This is a genomic window from Clostridium sp. BNL1100 (assembly GCF_000244875.1).
GTDB lineage: Bacteria > Bacillota > Clostridia > Acetivibrionales > DSM-1351 > Ruminiclostridium.
In genome coordinates, this window is sequence record NC_016791.1 from 1,934,506 (window position 1) to 1,953,133 (window position 18,628).

16 protein-coding genes are annotated in these 18,628 nt (G+C 38.0%); 12 read left to right on the forward strand and 4 right to left on the reverse strand.

From position 1 onward, the window contains the following. The first annotated feature begins 9 nt into the window (after positions 1-9). The 9 genes from carB (at position 10) to CLO1100_RS08115 (ending at position 10,068) form a co-directional block, all read left to right on the forward strand. Positions 10-3,225 (forward strand): carbamoyl-phosphate synthase large subunit, encoded by a 3,216-nt coding sequence (gene carB, locus CLO1100_RS08075; RefSeq protein WP_014313266.1) that lies wholly within the window; start codon positions 10-12, stop codon positions 3,223-3,225. Positions 3,226-3,242: 17 nt separating this feature from the next. Beyond that, complete coding sequence (locus tag CLO1100_RS08080) at positions 3,243-4,019, forward strand: dihydroorotate dehydrogenase electron transfer subunit (protein ID WP_014313267.1); 777 nt, start codon at positions 3,243-3,245, stop codon at positions 4,017-4,019. Positions 4,020-4,034: 15 nt separating this feature from the next. Then, positions 4,035-4,958, forward strand: a complete 924-nt coding sequence (locus CLO1100_RS08085) for a dihydroorotate dehydrogenase (RefSeq protein WP_014313268.1) — start codon at positions 4,035-4,037, stop codon at positions 4,956-4,958. Between the two features lie 54 nt (positions 4,959-5,012). Beyond that, positions 5,013-5,696: a histidine phosphatase family protein gene (locus CLO1100_RS08090; protein ID WP_014313269.1), complete on the forward strand. Its 684-nt coding sequence runs from the start codon at positions 5,013-5,015 to the stop codon at positions 5,694-5,696. A gap of 23 nt (positions 5,697-5,719) precedes the next feature. After that, the gene (locus tag CLO1100_RS08095) at positions 5,720-6,577 is read left to right on the forward strand and encodes a phosphoribosyltransferase (protein WP_014313270.1); all 858 of its coding nucleotides are present in this window, start codon (positions 5,720-5,722) and stop codon (positions 6,575-6,577) included. A 75-nt stretch (positions 6,578-6,652) separates the two neighbouring features. After that, positions 6,653-7,345, forward strand: coding sequence for a DUF1287 domain-containing protein (locus tag CLO1100_RS08100; protein WP_014313271.1), 693 nt, complete (start codon positions 6,653-6,655; stop codon positions 7,343-7,345). A 21-nt stretch (positions 7,346-7,366) separates the two neighbouring features. After that, positions 7,367-7,843, forward strand: coding sequence for a Cys-tRNA(Pro) deacylase (gene ybaK, locus CLO1100_RS08105; protein WP_014313272.1), 477 nt, complete (start codon positions 7,367-7,369; stop codon positions 7,841-7,843). 15 nt (positions 7,844-7,858) lie between these two features. Beyond that, a complete protein-coding gene (locus CLO1100_RS08110) occupies positions 7,859-8,134 on the forward strand; it encodes a hypothetical protein (protein WP_014313273.1) in 276 nt (91 codons plus the stop codon). A 92-nt stretch (positions 8,135-8,226) separates the two neighbouring features. Next, positions 8,227-10,068, forward strand: coding sequence for a hypothetical protein (locus CLO1100_RS08115; RefSeq protein WP_014313274.1), 1,842 nt, complete (start codon positions 8,227-8,229; stop codon positions 10,066-10,068). 43 nt (positions 10,069-10,111) lie between these two features. Here CLO1100_RS08115 and splB read toward each other — a convergent pair whose 3' ends face one another. The 3 genes from splB to CLO1100_RS08130 form a co-directional block, all read right to left on the reverse strand. Next, positions 10,112-11,131, reverse strand: coding sequence for a spore photoproduct lyase (splB, locus tag CLO1100_RS08120; protein ID WP_014313275.1), 1,020 nt, complete (start codon positions 11,129-11,131; stop codon positions 10,112-10,114). A gap of 70 nt (positions 11,132-11,201) precedes the next feature. Further along, positions 11,202-12,452 (reverse strand): YibE/F family protein, encoded by a 1,251-nt coding sequence (locus CLO1100_RS08125; RefSeq protein ID WP_014313276.1) that lies wholly within the window; start codon positions 12,450-12,452, stop codon positions 11,202-11,204. A 12-nt stretch (positions 12,453-12,464) separates the two neighbouring features. Beyond that, positions 12,465-12,818: a DMT family protein gene (locus CLO1100_RS08130; protein WP_014313277.1), complete on the reverse strand. Its 354-nt coding sequence runs from the start codon at positions 12,816-12,818 to the stop codon at positions 12,465-12,467. 244 nt (positions 12,819-13,062) lie between these two features. Here CLO1100_RS08130 and CLO1100_RS08135 point away from each other — a divergent pair, with 244 nt between their 5' ends. From CLO1100_RS08135 to CLO1100_RS08145, 3 genes are all read left to right on the forward strand, one after another. After that, a complete protein-coding gene (locus CLO1100_RS08135; RefSeq protein ID WP_014313278.1) occupies positions 13,063-15,633 on the forward strand; it encodes an ABC transporter substrate binding protein in 2,571 nt (856 codons plus the stop codon). 152 nt (positions 15,634-15,785) lie between these two features. Continuing rightward, complete coding sequence (locus CLO1100_RS08140; protein ID WP_014313279.1) at positions 15,786-16,169, forward strand: DUF134 domain-containing protein; 384 nt, start codon at positions 15,786-15,788, stop codon at positions 16,167-16,169. Continuing rightward, the gene (locus CLO1100_RS08145; protein ID WP_242836707.1) at positions 16,096-17,442 is read left to right on the forward strand and encodes an iron-sulfur cluster carrier protein MrpORP; all 1,347 of its coding nucleotides are present in this window, start codon (positions 16,096-16,098) and stop codon (positions 17,440-17,442) included. The genes CLO1100_RS08140 and CLO1100_RS08145 overlap by 74 nt, the downstream gene beginning before the upstream one ends. A 76-nt stretch (positions 17,443-17,518) precedes the next feature. Here CLO1100_RS08145 and CLO1100_RS08150 read toward each other — a convergent pair whose 3' ends face one another. Continuing rightward, positions 17,519-18,526: a YeiH family protein gene (locus CLO1100_RS08150; protein ID WP_014313281.1), complete on the reverse strand. Its 1,008-nt coding sequence runs from the start codon at positions 18,524-18,526 to the stop codon at positions 17,519-17,521. Between the last annotated feature and the right edge of the window lie 102 nt (positions 18,527-18,628).

The window sequence follows — 18,628 nt, forward strand, 5'->3', positions numbered from 1 at the left end:
ATATAACAAATGCCTAAACGTAATGATATACATAAAGTATTGGTTATCGGGTCCGGTCCGATAATAATCGGTCAGGCCGCAGAATTTGACTATGCAGGAACTCAGGCGTGTCAGGCGCTCAAGGAAGAGGGAATAGAGGTAGTGCTGGTAAACAGCAATCCTGCTACCATAATGACTGATACGAATATAGCTGACAAGGTTTATATAGAACCGCTTAAAGCTGAAGTAGTTAAAAATATAATAAGATGTGAAAAACCTGATAGCATCTTACCCACACTGGGAGGCCAAACAGGCCTGAATCTGGCGATGGAACTTGCAGAATCAGGTTTTTTACAGGAGCAGGGAGTAAAGCTTCTGGGAACAGCTACTGAAGCAATAAAAATGGCTGAAGACAGACAGGATTTCAAGGACACAATGGAACGCATAGGCGAACCATGTATTGCAAGCAAGGTTGTTACAACAATAGAGGATGCGGTAGAGTTTGCCCGTGAGATTGATTATCCGGTTATTGTAAGACCTGCATACACCCTTGGAGGTACCGGGGGAGGAATTGTATATAATGAAGAAGAACTGAGGGAAATAGGAGAAAACGGACTAAGACTCAGCCGTGTTCATCAGGTTCTTATTGAAAAATGTATATCAGGTTGGAAAGAAATCGAATACGAAGTAATGAGAGACAGCAAGGGGAATGTTATAACCGTGTGTAACATGGAAAACATCGACCCTGTTGGAGTCCATACCGGAGACAGTATAGTTGTGGCACCTTCCCAGACACTTGCAGATAAAGAATATCAAATGCTTAGAACCTCTGCACTGAAAATAATATCAGCCTTGGGAATACAGGGAGGCTGTAATGTACAATACGCCCTGCATCCAACAAGCTTTGAATATGCCGTAATAGAAGTTAACCCCAGAGTTAGCAGATCATCGGCACTTGCATCAAAGGCGACCGGATACCCAATAGCAAAGGTTGCTTCAAAGATAGCAATAGGCTACGGTCTTGATGAAATAAAAAATGCCGTAACCGGAAAGACATATGCTTGCTTTGAACCAACTCTTGACTATGTTGTAGTAAAAATACCTAAATGGCCTTTTGACAAATTTGTCAAGGCAAAGAGAACACTGGGAACACAGATGAAGGCAACAGGAGAGGTAATGTCCATAAGCAGCTCCTTTGAGGCGGCTCTAATGAAAGCCATACGTTCACTGGAACTGGGAATATTTACACTGGAACAGGATATTTACAAAAATCTTGAAGGCAGTGAGATATTAAAAAAACTTCATGATATTAACGACGAAAGAATATTTGTCATAGCAGAGGCAATAAGACGTTCTATAACAGTTGAAGAAATTCATGAAATAACCAAGATAGATTATTTCTTCCTTTGCAAGATTAAAGAACTGGTTTTAATGGAAGAAAAGCTTAAAACCGTAAGTAAGGATCAGCTAGATAAGGATATTCTAAAAAAAGCAAAGAAAATGGGCTTTACAGACAGAATAATCGCCAAGCTGTCCGCAATTCCCCAAAAAGAAATAACCGAACTGAGAAAGCAGAAAAATATTACCGCGGCATATAAAATGGTTGACACCTGTGCTGCGGAGTTTGAGGCTGTAACACCATACTATTACTCAACCTACGATGACCATTCTGAGGTTAAGAAATCCGATAGAGAAAAGGTTCTGGTTCTGGGTTCAGGACCAATAAGAATAGGTCAGGGAATAGAATTTGACTACTGCTCTGTCCACTCTGTATGGGCATTGAAAGAGCTAGGGTATGAAACCATAATTGCAAACAATAACCCTGAAACCGTAAGTACTGATTTTGATACAGCCGACAGGCTTTACTTTGAACCCTTGACGCCTGAGGATGTGGCAAATATAGTTGAAGCAGAAAATCCAAAAGGAGCTATAGTACAGTTCGGAGGGCAAACTGCTATCAAACTCACTAAGGCTCTGGATGATATGGGAGTTAGGATATTTGGTACTGAAGCTAAAAATGTAGACGCCGCAGAGGACAGAGAAAAATTTGATAAAATACTTGAAAAGACAGGTATTCCAAGGCCTCAAGGAAAGACTATATTTACTCTTGATGAGGCGATAGGAGCAGCTAATGAGCTGGGATATCCGGTACTTGTAAGACCTTCCTATGTACTTGGAGGACAAGGTATGGAAATAGCCTACAATGACAAGGATGTCAAAGAGTTTATGGAGATAATAACCAGGACCGTTCAGGAGCATCCCATACTGGTTGATAAATACATGATGGGTAAGGAAATAGAGGTTGACGCAATCTGTGATGGTGAGGAAATACTTATACCCGGTATTATGGAACATCTTGAAAGGGCTGGAGTTCACTCAGGAGACAGTATATCTGTATACCCATCACAGACCATAAGCGACAAGGTTAAGGAGGTTATAGTAGATTACACTGTAAAACTTGCAAAAGCCTTGAATGTAGTAGGAATGGTAAACATACAGTACGTTTTATATAACAATCAGGTTTACGTAATAGAGGTAAATCCAAGATCAAGTCGTACTGTTCCATATATCAGCAAAGTTACAGGAATTCCAATGGTAAATTTGGCAACAAAAGTAATGATGGGCAAGAAGCTTAAGGATTTCAAGTACGGAACAGGCTTATACAGAGAACCCGGATATGTTTCGGTAAAAGTTCCTGTATTCTCTTTTGAAAAACTCCATGAAGTGGACACAAGCCTTGGGCCTGAAATGAAGTCTACAGGTGAAGTACTTGGAATAGCGGACAATTTCCCAGAAGCTTTGTACAAAGGCATTATAGCATCCGGAATAAAGCTGCCAAAGCCGGGGGATGGAATACTTATGACAGTTAGAGACACTGATAAGCCAGAATTGATTCATATTGCAGAGGAATTTGAAAAGTTGGGCTTTACCCTCTATGCAACAGGTAAGACTGCAAATATGCTGAATAATAACGGAATAGCAACAAATGCTGTAAGAAAGCTGGATGAAGGCTCGCCAAATATAATTGAGCTAATTCATGCAGGTAAGCTGGCAATGATAATAAATACACCGACTAAAGGCAGAAACTCGGACAGAGATGGTTTTAAAATAAGAAGAAAAGCCGTTGAAATGTCAATACCGTGTCTGACCTCACTTGATACGGCAGAAGCAATAATAAAATGCCTCAAGCTCGGTAAAACCGAAGGTGAGCTTGAAGTACTGAATTTAAGCATATTTGACGAGTAAAAATACCGGAGGTAAATATGGGTAAGATTCTCAATGAACAGATTGTAAGCACACAAATGCTGTGCAAGGATGTTTTTAAAATGACTATCAGGTCAGAATATGTTGCTTCTAATGCAAAACCGGGTCAGTTTGTCAATATCAGATGTGGCGGGTTGGATGCAATGTTGAGACGTCCTATAAGCATTTGCGATGTAAATAAATCTCAAAATACGTTTGATATAGTTATTCAGGTAAAGGGCAGCGGTACCGAAAAAATTTGCAGTATGTGTCAGGGAGAGGTTGACATAATGGCACCACTGGGGAATTCCTTTATGATAGATGATAAACATAAAAATATATGTGTAGTAGGGGGAGGAATAGGAACCTTCCCTCTCCTTTATCTGTTAAAATCCTCCCAATCAATTCACAAGACTGCTCTACTAGGATTCAGAACCAAAGAGTCCGTTGTTCTGGAGGATAAATTCAGGGTTGCCGCAGATACAGTAGAAATAGCTACAGATGATGGTTCGTACGGGAAAAAAGCCTTTGTAACAGAATTGCTTGAGCAGACAATTGTGTCTCAAAAACCGGATATTATATATACCTGCGGCCCTGCTATAATGATGCAGAAGGTTGCCGCTATTGCGGAAAAAAACGGAATCTCATGTCAGGTATCCATGGAACAACGCATGGGGTGCGGTATAGGGGCATGTCTGGTTTGTGCCTGCAAGACCCAAAAAGGTGATGACTGGAGGTTCAGCCACGTTTGTAAGGACGGGCCCGTATTCTGGAGTACAGAGCTTTGCTGGGACTAAATGGGAGGTTTATATATGTCAAATAAGATAGATTTAAGCACAAATATTGCAGGAGTACAGTTTGACAACCCTGTTGTAATGGCATCAGGTACTTACGGATTCGGAAAGGAATATAGTGAGTATGTTGATTTGAACCAAATCGGAGGAATTTCAGTAAAGGGACTTACTCTCAAGGAAAGAAAAGGCAACAAGCCACCGAGAATAGCTGAAACCCCTGCAGGAATACTTAACAGTGTGGGGTTGCAAAATCCGGGAGTTGAAAGTTTCATAACGGAAGACCTACCTTTTCTAAAAAATTATAAAACTAAAATAATTGCAAACATTGCCGGAAATACTATAGAAGAGTATTGCGAAATGGCAGAAATACTAGGCGACTCCCAAGTGAATGCCATAGAAATGAATGTGTCCTGTCCTAACGTTAAAGCCGGATGTCTGGCCTTTGGGACTACGCCTAAAGGAATAGAGGAAATTACATCCGCAGTAAAAAAATATTGCAAGCAGCCATTGATAGTAAAATTGACCCCAAATGTTTCGGATATCAAGTCAATAGCAACGGCTGCCGAGGGGGCTGGTGCGGACTGTATATCACTTATAAATACAATATTAGGACTTGCAATTGATATAAATAAAAAGAAGCCAATCTTAGCTAACAATTTCGGAGGCCTTTCAGGCCCTGCGGTAAAGCCTATTGCGTTACGGATGGTATACGAAGCTGCGCACTCGGTTAAAATACCCGTAATAGGAATGGGTGGTATTGCTTCTTGGGAGGATGCAATAGAATTCATGCTTGCTGGTGCATCAGCCATAATGGTCGGGACTGCAAACTTTGTTAACCCTGCAATTCCAATAGAAATTGTTAACGGAATTGAAAAGTATCTTGAGCGCCATGGACATACAAGCCTAAATGAAATAATCGGAAAATTGGAACTGAATGACTGATTAATTTGATATAATTATTACTGTTGCAATATATTTATAATATTGGAGGTACTCATGAAAACAAGGCTTATATTTGTAAGACATGCGGAAGCAGAAGGAAATTTCAACAGAGTATTTCACGGATGGTATGACAGCAGGATAACGGAAAAGGGACATAAACAGGCGAAGGCAGTAGCAGAAAGACTTGCTGATTTGCCTGTTGACATTATATATTCAAGCAGCTTGACAAGAACCCTGCAGACAGCACAGTATATAGCTGATATCAAAAAGCTTCCTATTATCCGCACAGATAAAATGAAGGAAATCAATGGCGGAGATTGGGAAAATGTTGCATGGGAAGTTCTGCCTGAATTATATCCGAATGAAAACTATACATGGGAAAATGAACCTCATACGCATCAAATGCCAAACGGCGAAAATATGGAGGAATTCTACACCCGTCTTTTAAAAGAAGTTATGGATATAGTCGGACAAAACAAAGGAAGAAATGTATGTATAGTTACACATGGAACAGCCATCAGGGCAATGCTATGCAGGTTTTACGGCAAGTCTCTTAAGTATATGAAAAATGTATATTGGCATGACAATACATCCGTAACAATCGTTGATTACAATGATGAAAATGATGAATTTCAGGTTGTACTCGAAGGTGATATTGTACATTTAGGTGCGGAGTTGAGTACTATTCAGAACCAGGAGTGGTGGCAAAGCTACATGGAGTCAAGGCAAAAAAAATAATTAAGGTTTTGTAGGAGGTAACAATGGAAAAAAATAATCTGATCAACTGGCTGTTTAAAACCAATGCCGTCAGGATATGTCCTGAAAACAAGCCATTTTGGTATACATCATCCAAGATAGGCCCTTACTACATAAATACACATTTTCTTTATGGCAGTGAAGAAAAGGCAAATAGTCTTTTAAAAGTAATTGATGTATGCAAAGAGAATAAAATGGACTGCTCAGAGATAATACTTGAACTTGCCCATAAGAATTTTGAAACTGACGAGATATATAGAGGCCTTATAACCACCATGTGTGAGTATATAAAGAGTAATATTGACATAGATGATATAGAATATATATCAGGAGGAGAAAGAAGAGACTGGTTCTTTTCACTTATAATAGCAGATATACTCAAAATACCGCATATAACAATATTCAAGGATTTGACGGCTGTATTGTATAAAGATGGAATATCTTCAGAGATAGCGGACCTTGGAGGAGCTAATGTACTTCATATTGCGGATATTATAACAGAGGCTTCCAGCTATGTGCGTGCATGGATTCCGGCTGTTGATAAACTGAAAGGTAATTTGAAATACAGTCTTGTGGTAATAGACAGATTGCAGGGCGGTACCGAAAAGCTAAAGGATGCAGGTGTGGACTCCCATGCACTTATGAATGTGGATAAAGGGCTTTTTGACGGTGCACTTTCAGGCGGACACATTTCATCGGAACAATACGGTTTACTGATGAAGTATCTTGACAATCCAACAGGTACAATGAAAGAGTTCTTAATAAATAATCCTGAATTTCTGGAAAATTCCCTTAATGCAGATTCAAAGACTGCTGAAAGGGCACGTATTTGCATAGAAGCGGATATTTATGGTCTGAAATAAATAATTACTGAATACATATACCTTTGAAAGAATATGGGAATTCAATAAATAACTCGAGAGGGTTGGAGTGATTTAATGAAAAGGTTTGTATTTTTAGCATCCATAGTACTGGCGGCCGGCTTTATAGCATTATTATCATACAGCCACTTTGCCTTTCAGGATGCTTTTTTCTTTCTTAGGGGTGAGGTTAAAATTGATAGATTAATTTGTCATGGAGATATGGATGGAGATGGAATATCTGATAATGAGGATATAGTACAGGGTGCCAGACTGGAAATATCTAACAGGACAAAGTACCAAAGTACTTACTATGAGGGGGGATATCCACCAAAATCAGAAGGTGTATGTACTGATGTTGTGTGGAGAGCGCTAAAAAACGCAGGATACGATCTGAAGGCACATATGGATGTTGATATTTCAAAGAATACAATTGATTATAAAAACGGTATAATTATACCTGATCCTAATATAGATTTCAGACGTGTAAAGAATCAATATGTCTTTTTTAAGAAATTTGCTACGAATCTAACAACAGAGGTAAAACCCTTTGACAGGAAAAACTTGTATGAGTGGCAGCCCGGTGATATAGTAATATTGAAAAACAGTGATCATGTTGCTGTTATATCGGATAAACGCAGGAGAGATGGAGTCCCGGGTATAATACACAACTCCAGCACTTTTCCCATGGAAGAAAACTTACTTTTAAAATGGAGCAAAAATGGCCGTATAATAGGACATTTCAGGTTCCCGCAAAATGACTTGGAATAAAAATGGAAGAAGGGATTTGGTGTGGCAATTCAAAAGACAAATGTAATGAGAATTTTGGACAGTGCGAGAATTGATTATAATATGTATACATACGACAGTAAGGGCGGAGCAATAGACGGTGTTTCAGTAGCCGAAAAGATTGGACAGCCTGTTGAAAGAGTATATAAGACACTTGTAACCAGAGGGAACAGTAAGAACTATTTTGTTTTTGTAATTCCGGTCAGCAAGGAACTTAACCTTAAAGCTGCTGCAAAAGCAGTGGGGGAGAAGTCAGTAGAGATGATAAAAGTTGATGAAATCAATAAGGTTACCGGCTATATCAGGGGAGGCTGTTCTCCCATAGGGATGAAAAAGGACTATAAAACAGTAATTGACAGTACTTGTAAAAGCCTGGATACGTTTATCTTCAGCGGTGGGAAAATTGGTTTTCAGGTTGAGGTAAGCCCTAAGGAGTTAATTGAATATATCAAGGCAGACGTAGAGAGCATAGCTGAATAAAAGGAGATTATCATTATGAATTCAAATGAAGTAATAGCATTTGCAGTAGTACTTATATCAATCTTCCTCACTACTCAGGAAATACTTAAATACCGATTAAAGAAGGAACAAATTAAAGCTGATGCAATGGTTCGTGCTGAGGAGATAAAGGCTAAAAATCAGCTGGAAATTGAAAAGCTTATTCATCAGGATAGTAGTGAAAAAGTAATTAATATTTCTAATTCTGAAGATGCCATAAATAATGACGAAAATCTTAATAGCCATAGAAGCCGTATAAATGATAGATTCTAGCTTTGAACGACTTAGAAATGTAATTTTTTTGTTTACAATTTAATACAATTAATGTAATATATACCTATAATAATTTATTAGGAGGGGTATATATGAAAAGACATCTTGTAATTCTCTTGGTTATGTGTATGCTCTTTACCAGTTGTTTTTCTATGCTGGTAATCCAAGCAGAGGGTTTGGAGGATCTTCCTGCACCTCAAGACCGTTATTTGTGGTCAATAGCAGCAAATGACAACGGATTGTTTGCAGCCGTTGGAGATTACGGTATTGTTAGGTTGACAGAAAACGGAATGGATTGGAAGGATATTCAGCTTCCAACGGATTCTCAGCTAAATTCAGTTGCCAGCAGAGGAATTCAGTTTGTAGCAGTAGGTGATTTTGGTGCAATTTATACTTCAGAAGAAGGTTATGATTGGAAAGAGGTAATGCCTCCAAAGTTTGATTACAATCTTACCTCTGTAGTATCAAACGGAAAAGTTTTCGTTGCTACAGGAAGCAATGGAGCGATTCTTTACTCAGAAGACGGATATAACTGGGTAAAGATTGAAAGAACTTACACATCCTATAAAGAGACTATCCCCAATATAACAAGTCTTGTATGGAACGGAAGTGTATTTTATTCTTTGACTGATGTGGGGACAAGCCTGATATCAGAAAATGGGATTGACTGGAAAGAAAATGAAATCTATACAGCAGTTGAGTCTAAATATGGCTTTTCATTAAAAAATGTAACTTGGGGTAACGATAAGTTTGTTGCCACAGGTGAAAAAGGTACGATCGAAGTATCTTATGACGGCGTTTACTGGAAACCGGTTTTCCAAGACGAAAAAGCATCCTTCAGAAATATAGTTTGGAGCGAGTCTGAAAATGGTTTCTATGCAACCGGAACCCGTGGACTCATCAGTTTTTCAAAGGATGGCTTTGCATGGGAAAGAATAACAAAGGAAAGTATTTCTCCATATGCAATAGAGGATATGGCCACATTCAAAGATATATTTATTGGTATAGGTGGAGGCGGATTAATAACCAGAATCAAGTATCTTGAACACTCAGTCGAAGTTGTTCATGCAGGAGCAAATGATGGTTATCAGCTTTACGATGTCAGTTGTGACGGAAAAACATATGTGGCTGTCGGTACTGACGGCAGAATAAGAAGATCAACTGATGGCGGTTTAACATGGTCATACTTTAACCTTACTACAATAGATGACCTTGTTGATATCGATTACGGTGGAGGAGCTTTTGTAGCAGTCGGGCCCGGTGGTACAATTATTAGGTCTACTGACGGAGGCAAAAACTGGTACTCACCTGTAACAGGCTATGGTAATAACATAGAAGGTGTTACATATTCAAATGGAAAATTTATTGCTGTAGGAAGCAACGGACTTATTCTTACATCCAATAATGCAGGTGTTACATGGAGCGACAATGTTGTTTCACCACCTGTAAAATTGAACAAGGCGGAATTTAACGGGTCGGTATACGTGGTTGTAGGAAACAACGGTAAAATATTTACTTCTACTGATGGAATCAATTGGACTGAACAAATATCAGGAACAACTAAAAACCTGACAAGCGTTGTTTGGGACGGCAATAAATTTATAGCTGTAGGAAGCAACGGTGCAATAATTACTTCACCTGACGGAATAACTTGGTCAACTTCAGTTTCAGGTTTTCAGACTAATTTTACTGATATAACGGTAACTGATAATACATGGATTAGCGGTGGTTACAGAATTATTGCAACAGGACTTTCCGGTAAGACTTATGGTTCAAATGATGGCATACACTGGTTCCCTGTGGCTTCACAGGTTTCAACCAATCTGAATGGAACAGTATGGTGTAACGGTAAATACGTTTCAGTAGGATGCCATGAATGTATTACAATATCCAAGGATGGATCAATTTGGACTCAGGTTCTTGGACATTATTAAAATTTAGTTGAGTAAAAAAGGCCGGTGGCATAAGCTGCCGGCCTTAAATAATATATTTTATCGTACCTTCTCCAAAAAGTTGATTTATCTCCATTGTAAAAAATTCTTTAACTTCATCAATTGATTCCTTGGGATACACATATTTACCATAACCGAATTGTCCGAATTTAAATTTTCGGTTTTCGTTTATCATATCCAGAGTTGTATCAGGGAATATCTCTAAAATCTTATTTTTGGCTCTTTCTGTATACCTGTGTGTTATAATCTCAAAGCTTGCATTCTTTGCAGTATCGTCATCTAGAGTATTTCTAAGTTTTAACAATAGGTATTTATAATCCTCTTTCCACTCTTCATAGAGGAACACCGGTGCGATTAAAAATCCTACCGGATATCCTGCTTTTGATACCTTTCCGATTGCTTCAATGCGTTTATCTGCAGAAGCAGTTTTGTGTTCGTAGGTACTGATAATTTTTTGTGTATTAATACTAAAGCGTATTTCTGTTTGCTTGTTGTGTTCAAGTCCAAGAAGGCTGTCTATATCGGTAAACTTGGTTACAAACCTGAAGCTCGCATTTTTCTGATTTGCAAAAAAGTTAATAGAGGCCTTTAAAGCTCCTGTGTAGGGTTCAACGGGAATAGGGTCTGAGGTGGCAGCCCCTTCGAATATGGTGTTTTCAGGGAGTCTTTCTCGTATATATTTATCTGCACGATTTAATATGTCATCAATGTTTACATAAACTCTAATAAAAGGCTTATCACCTAATTGGGTATTGAGGTAACAGTATTCACATTGACCGACACAGCCGCTTACAAGGGGAAGCTGATAATGTGCAGAAGGCTTACAGCTCTGGAAAGTCAGGCTTTTTTTTATTCCTACTACAAGGGTCTGTTTGCCGTGTTTGTAAAGTGAGCGGTCATCTTCTCCCGGAATACATGACTTTACCCTGTTCAATGCACATTGATTAATCTCAATGCCTATAGAACTAAAATGGTCGTATAGGCTTCTGCCCAGTTCATAATCCAAAGCTCCTGTTTCAAAAATTACTCTTTGCGGTTTAAACATAAAAAATCCTCACACATTTGTTTTTGTTATTGTGTGAGGCTGACTTATATATTATTCACATTTTTAAATACTATTTCCAGCCGTCACTGTAATCATCATTCTCAGTTGTTTCGGTCATATCAAGGTCGGAAGTATCTGCAAGGGGAAGTTTAATTCTTTCTGAATACAAGTAGGCGCAAACAAGAGATGTCAGAGGCATTGTAAAAAGAATACCTATGCTGCCTACTAAAGACTGAAGAATTTCCACAACTATCATCTCTTTGTTAAGAAGCTCTAAAAGTGAACTGTTATATGAAACCAGAAGCAAAACAACGGAAAGGGAGCTGCCGATATAAGCAAGTATAAGTGTGTTAGCCATTGTTCCCATTATATCCTTTCCAATGGCTATTCCCGATTTGACCAGCAGACTGAACGGAGTATACTCCAGTTTTTCCTGCATTTCAGCAAGTGAAGCTGCAATTGACATTGACACGTCCATTATGGCTCCAATTGCTCCAATAAGAATGGCAGCGAATATTATTGCTTTTAAATCTATCGGATGCTTTGTATTAATGCGCAACAGGTAAAGGGATTCCTCGCTGACAAATCCCGTAAGCTTTAAAAGCTTATCCATAATGGTAATTAAAATACCGGAAACAAGGACACCAACCATACAGCCGATACCTGCTGCAAGACTTTTCTTGCTGGGGCCGTAAACGATAAGTAAAGTCATGCAGATTATAAACAGGCAGGTAATTATTGACCAGATATAAATATTGAAGCCCTGTAATACTGCGGGGACAAATACTGCAAATATGGCAGCAAATGTAAATATAAGTGACAATATTGTATTGAAGCCTTTGAATCTTCCAAATATCAGAAGCAGGACGAAAAAGACGATTCCCAGCACTAAAAGTACATTAGTTCTATGATATTCCGCCATTACCCAATCGTATTCGGAATCTTTGTTGTCAAGCTTATATAATATTACTTTGTCTCCCGGTTCAATTTCTTTTTGTGAGCCACCTGAAAATGGATCTATGGTTTGAAGAGCATTAATCTGCTTGCCTTTGTCTTTACCGGATAAAAGTTTTGCCGAAAAAGCAATATCCTTACCCTCATTCGGGCTATCTCCGCCAAGATTATACTCGGTTTTACTTGTTTTGATTATCTTAATAACACTGGCACTCTGGGCTTCAACACCGTCAACACCTTTTAACATATCAAGATTGTTGGTGGTAACCATGTTTCCTATGTATAGCAGTAATATGGAAATAACAATAGTAGAGATGTATATGAGAGTTTTTTTATTTATGAGCCTTTTTAAGTTGTGTGCTTCCATATAATTCTCCTCTTAGAACTTTTTAAATGCAAAGAAAACTGCACCTAAAATACATATAAACGATAAGATATAATTGAGCTTGAAGCTCTCTTTCAGATAAAGTACTGAAAACACACCAAAAACTATCAATGTTATTGCTTCCTGTACAATTTTAAGCTGGGCTGTGTCAAAGTTCTTTGACGCCAGTCTGTTAGCAGGTATCATAAAGCAGTATTCAAAAAATGCTATTCCCCAGCTTACTATAATAATAAGAGGAAGAGAAGCTGAACTATTTTTAAATTTAAGATTACCGTACCATGCAAATGTCATAAAAATATTTGAAATTACCAAAAGTAAAAAAGGCCAGAATTTAATAATTGAATACATATCTAAAACCCCGCTGATATTATGCTTTTATCGTACATGCATAAATAACATTATAATCTATTATTCATAATTTTCAACAGTGATTGCCATATTTGTCCCATTAATATGACAATAAGATTGAAAATTTTAACATAATTAGTATAATATTAGTATGGTATTATATATTTACCGGCAAGTGTTTTATAAAAAATATAGAGGATAGCCAGCAGCCGGGTGCTGATATATAAGGGCTTGAGGTAGTATAATGACATTAAAAAATATAAAAAAGATTATTTTGGCGGGCTTTACAGTTGTGGTTTTTCTATTGTTCTTTGGAATTTCGTTTGTAGAAGCAGTTAATAATGAAGTAATTGAAGATATCCGGCCAAAAAAGAATATTTTGATACTACATTCGTATAATGAAGGCTTGGCATGGACTAGTGATCAGAATACAGGTATAATCGAAACTATTGAAAAAGAATACCCAAATATCAGTACATATGTAGAATATATGGATTGGAAAAATTATCCTACTGCTAGTATACTATCTTATTTAACTGACTACTTCGAATTCAAATACAAACATAAACGTCTTGATCTGATAATTACTACTGACGATGCTGCTTTTAAATTTGCATTACTCAACAGAAAACAATTGTTTTCCGATGCGCCTATTGTTTTTTCAGGAGTTAACCAGGAAAATATTTCAGAAATTGCGGGGAGTTATAAAAATTACACCGGGGTTATTGAAAATATTGATCCTACTGAAACGTTCAGAATAGCTTTGAGAATAAATCCTCATATAAAGAAAGTTTATGTGGTGTTTGATAATTCAGAAAGCGGCTTGTCAACAGGTCGTTTGGTAATGGATAAGGTCGAGGAAATGAATCTGGAACCCATACCAATGAATAGAATGAGTTTCCATGAGCTCTTACAACAAGTAAGTAAGCTGGATGACACAAGTATTGTATTTTTTGCAACTTACTACAGCGATGGAAATGGAAAAATGTTGGAATTTAATCTGGCATCTAGGGAAATAAGCAAGTACAGTAGCGTACCTTTATATCACCAATATGACTTTGGATTGAATAAGGGGGCCTTCGGCGGAGAAATGTTAAGCGGCCGGCTGTGCGGAAACTATGCAGCAAAACTTGCTGTGAGGATACTAAAGGGAGAATCTGCTTCAGATATAAAGATTATATCACCTAAATCAACAAGAGTAGTTTTTGACTATGAACAGATGAAACGTTTTGAAGTTCCGGTTTGGAAACTACCTAAATCTGCAGAAATAATAAATAAGCCATTTTCATTTTTTGAAACTTACAAGCGGCTGGTTTTGTGTGTGATAGGTGCTTTTGTGGTACTGACACTGTTTTTAATTATTTTATTGGTATATATAAGGAAAATTAAAAATATACGCAAGCAGTTATATCAGAGTAACGAGGAACTCACTCAGACATATGAAGAATTGGTTGCCTCGGATGAAGAATTGAAGCATCAACTGGATGAAATCCGTTCCATACAAAAAAGTCTGTCTCAAAGCGAGGAGAAGTACACTTTTCTGGCACTTCATGACATCCTCACGGGTCTTCCCAACAGACGTTCGCTGATAGCGGATTCTAACGGGCTTTTGACCGGCAATTCAGAAAAAAAGCTTGCATTGCTATTTATTGATATGGACAATTTTAAATATATCAACGATACAATGGGACACGAATTCGGTGATGAACTAATAAACAAAGCAAGCCAAAGACTTAAAACGGCTCTTAAAGATCTCGGGACACTATACCGCCTTGGTGGTGATGAATTTATCCTGCTTATACATGATATTGAAAACCAGTTTGAGGCAGAGGAGTTTATGTGTCAAGTTCTTCAAAGTTTTAAAGATGAATTCGAAATCAGGAACAGCGTACTTCATGTCACTTTCAGTATCGGAGCAGCACTATATCCAGACCATGGGAACAGTATAGAGGATTTAATAAAGTGTGCGGATATAGCAATGTACAAAGCCAAGGAACAGGGCAAAAACAGGTATGTCCTTTACGATAAGGACATGGATAAGGCATTTTCCGAAAGAATGACTATAGAAAAGCTATTGCACACAGCTATGGAAAAGAATGAATTTGAGGTATATTATCAACCACAGTTTGATTTGGAGACACAAAAAGTAACCGGCCTTGAAGCTCTACTCAGATGGAAAAGTTCAGAGCTTGGAAATGTTTCACCCATGAAATTCATTCAGGTTGCGGAGGATACGCATTTAATTATCCCTTTAGGAGAATGGGTACTGAATCAGGCTTGTGCATTTATTAAGGAGTTGCATGATAAGGGTTTAAAAGATTTGACCGTATCAGTAAATATATCAACAATACAAATTCTCCAATCAGGCTTTACACGTAAAATAATTGATATAATAAACAGCTATAAGCTCAACCCCGAATGTCTTGAATTGGAGATTACCGAAACTATTTTGATTGAGTCATTTACTACTGTTTTCAGGAAGTTAAACAAATTAAAAAAAATGGGTATAAGAATTGCATTGGATGATTTTGGTAAGGGATATTCTTCGCTAAACTATTTAAAACAGCTTCCAATATCAACTTTAAAAATTGATAAATCCTTTATCGACAGTGTTTCAATAGACGAGGAGGGAAGAACCATAACTCGTCACATAATCACACTGGGAAGATCGTTAGGAATGACTATTATTGCCGAAGGTGTAGAATATACAGAACAACTGGAATACCTGAAAAAATATCACTGCGACAGGATTCAGGGGTATCTGTTTTCAAAGCCTTTGCCCGGAGAAGATGTTAAAAAACTGTTAAATGTGTAATTAATAAATAAGATTTATGACGACCATGCTAACCCGTGAAATACGGTTTTTCATGGTCGTTTTATGTCTGCTGAGCCAACTTCTTGACTTATTTCATTTAATTGGTATAATAATTATGTGCATATGCACATAATTATTATGAGGTGAAATTAATGCCAAGACCCAAAAAATGCAGAAGGGTTGGTTTTATACCAGATAATGCGTGCTTTCATCCCGAAATCAAAAGTCAGGTTCAGGTTGTTTTGAGTATTGAGGAGGTTGAAGCCATCAGACTTGCAGACTATCTGGAAATCGGTCAGGATGAGGCAGCAGATAGTATGAATGTTTCCAGAGGAACTTTTCAGCGTATAATAAATTCTGCAAGGAAAAAGACGGCAGATGCATTGGTGCATGGGAAGACTATCCGAATAGACGGGGGTAATTATCAGGTAGAGTCAGGCAGAAGTTGCTGCAGGAGACAAAGTGGGGAATGCAGCACACTCAACTGTGACAGGTGTGAGGGTTGTATGGACTGTCACAAACCAACAAATATATGACGAGGTGAATTATATGGTAGACAATGGATGCGGTTGTGGTGGAACAGATTGCGGATCAAGTGATTGCGGGGGCAGTTGTCCTTCAAGCGGTGGCCGCCCACAGAATTTTTTGGAAAATACTCATGAACTCAATTCAATTAAAAGAGTTATTGGGGTTGTAAGTGGTAAAGGTGGGGTAGGAAAATCTCTCGTAACGTCAACCTTATCGGTAATGATGAGAAGAAAAGGCTATGAGGTGGGAGTGCTCGATGCGGATATTACAGGGCCTTCAATACCAAAAATATTCGGAATTAACCAAAAGGCACAGGGAAGCGAGCTGGGTATTTATCCCCAAACGTCCCAAAATGGCATCAAAGTAATGTCAGTTAACCTTATGCTTGATCAGGACGATGCTCCGGTTATATGGAGAGGCCCAATTATAGCAGGAGTTGTAAAACAATTCTGGACTGATGTAATATGGGGCGAGGTGGACTATCTGTTTTTGGATATGCCGCCGGGAACAGGGGATGTTCCGCTGACAGTTTTCCAATCAATCCCTTTGGATGGAATAGTTATTGTTACTTCCCCTCAGGATTTGGTTTCCATGATAGTTAAAAAGGCCTACAATATGGCAAGGGAAATGAATATTCCTATTCTGGGGATTGTTGAAAATATGAGTTATTTAAAATGTCCTGACTGCGGTAAGGAAATAAATATTTTCGGCAAAAGTAAAATCGATGAAATTGCAGCAGGCTTGGGCCTAAGAGTACTGGGTAAAATGCCAATAGATCCGTCGATTGCGGAATTATGTGACAAAGGTGAACTTGAAAAAGTAAATCATGAACATTTGGCAGATGCTGTATCGTATATTGAAAATAAGCTACCTGTTGGAAAGGGGAACGGGATAATGAAAATTGCAATTGCAACTGAAGGTAACAATATTTCCTCTCATTTTGGAAAGTGCGAGTATTTTACAGTAGTTGAGATAGAGAATAAATCTATAAAGAGTAAGGAAGTAGTTAGTACAGAAGGAAATCAGCACGGACTTCTTCCGGGTTTTCTGGCTTCGCTGGGTATAAAAACCGTTATAGCCGGAGGAATGGGAGATGGCGCAAGACAGAAGCTTGAAGAAAATAATATTCAGATTATATCCGGAATCAGCGGAAATATAGATGAAGCAATACAGCTTTATATTGACGGGAATTTGAAATCAGCAAGTTCCGGGTGTTCAGGCCATGAACATTCACATGAACATAATCACGGTGAGGGCGGTTGCAGCTGCGGAAACCATTAAAAAATAATATAATAAAGCATAATGACCTTGGAAATAAACTTCCCTCGGTTATTATGCTTTATTTAGCGGTATTAATTTATATCTGACCCGTCATAAACTGAACGCCAATACTGACGGCTGTTACCGTAAACCATACCAGTAACCCCAGAAGAAGTGGTTTTAAACCGGTTTTAAGCATTTCCTTAAAATTTGCATTTAGTCCTACTGCTGATAAAGCCATAACTATAAAAGACTTACCTGTACCTGAAAGAAATGAAACTACTGAACTGTTAAATACGCCAAGTGTGTTTAATAGCGATGCAGCAAGAAATCCGGCGATAAACCATGGAAAAATACGCTTGAAGCTGTATGAAACCGTATCGTCCTGTTTTGCAGCTTTTCTTTTTCTGATTATTGTAATTGCTGCATAAATCAATGATATTGGTATAATCATTGTAGTACGGGTCAACTTTACTATTGTTGCATATGCTCCCGCTGCATTGCTGTAAGCATAACCTGCCGCTACAACGGAAGAAGTATCATTTATCGCTGTTCCGGCCCACAAACCAAAGGCTGTATCGGAAAAGCCCAATAAATGGCCAAGTGGAGGGAAGATTAAGACGGCTAAAATATTAAAGAAAAAAATAGTTGATATGGAATATGCGACTTCCTTTTCTTCAGCTTCTATTATGGGAGATACAGCGGCTATGGCTGAGCCACCGCAAATGGCTGTCCCAACTCCTATGAGACTTGTAAGATTAAAAGGTACCTTAAGAAGTTTACCAAACCCATAGGCCGAAATAAAAGCAAATGAAAGGGTAAACAACATTACATATAAGGATTCAAGCCCTGTTTTCCATACCTGTGTGAGACTTAAACCCGTTCCAAGCAAAATAATAGCATATTGAAGAATTTTTTTTGACGTAAATTTAACACCGTTGACAGACCATGCAGGTTTTCCCATCGTATTGTTAATTATTATACCTAGCAGAATACCGAAAACCGGGCCTCCTATAATTGGAAATATGCCTCCCAGCCATGTTGCAATAAGTGCAATGACCAACGACAGTAGTATTCCGGCAGTATTTTTTCTTATCCATACCATAATTAATTCCTCCGAATTTTTGATATGTTTATTTTAATATTATGTATACATAAATACAAATTATGATTTATTATATATCTATAAGAAATGTTTATAGATTGT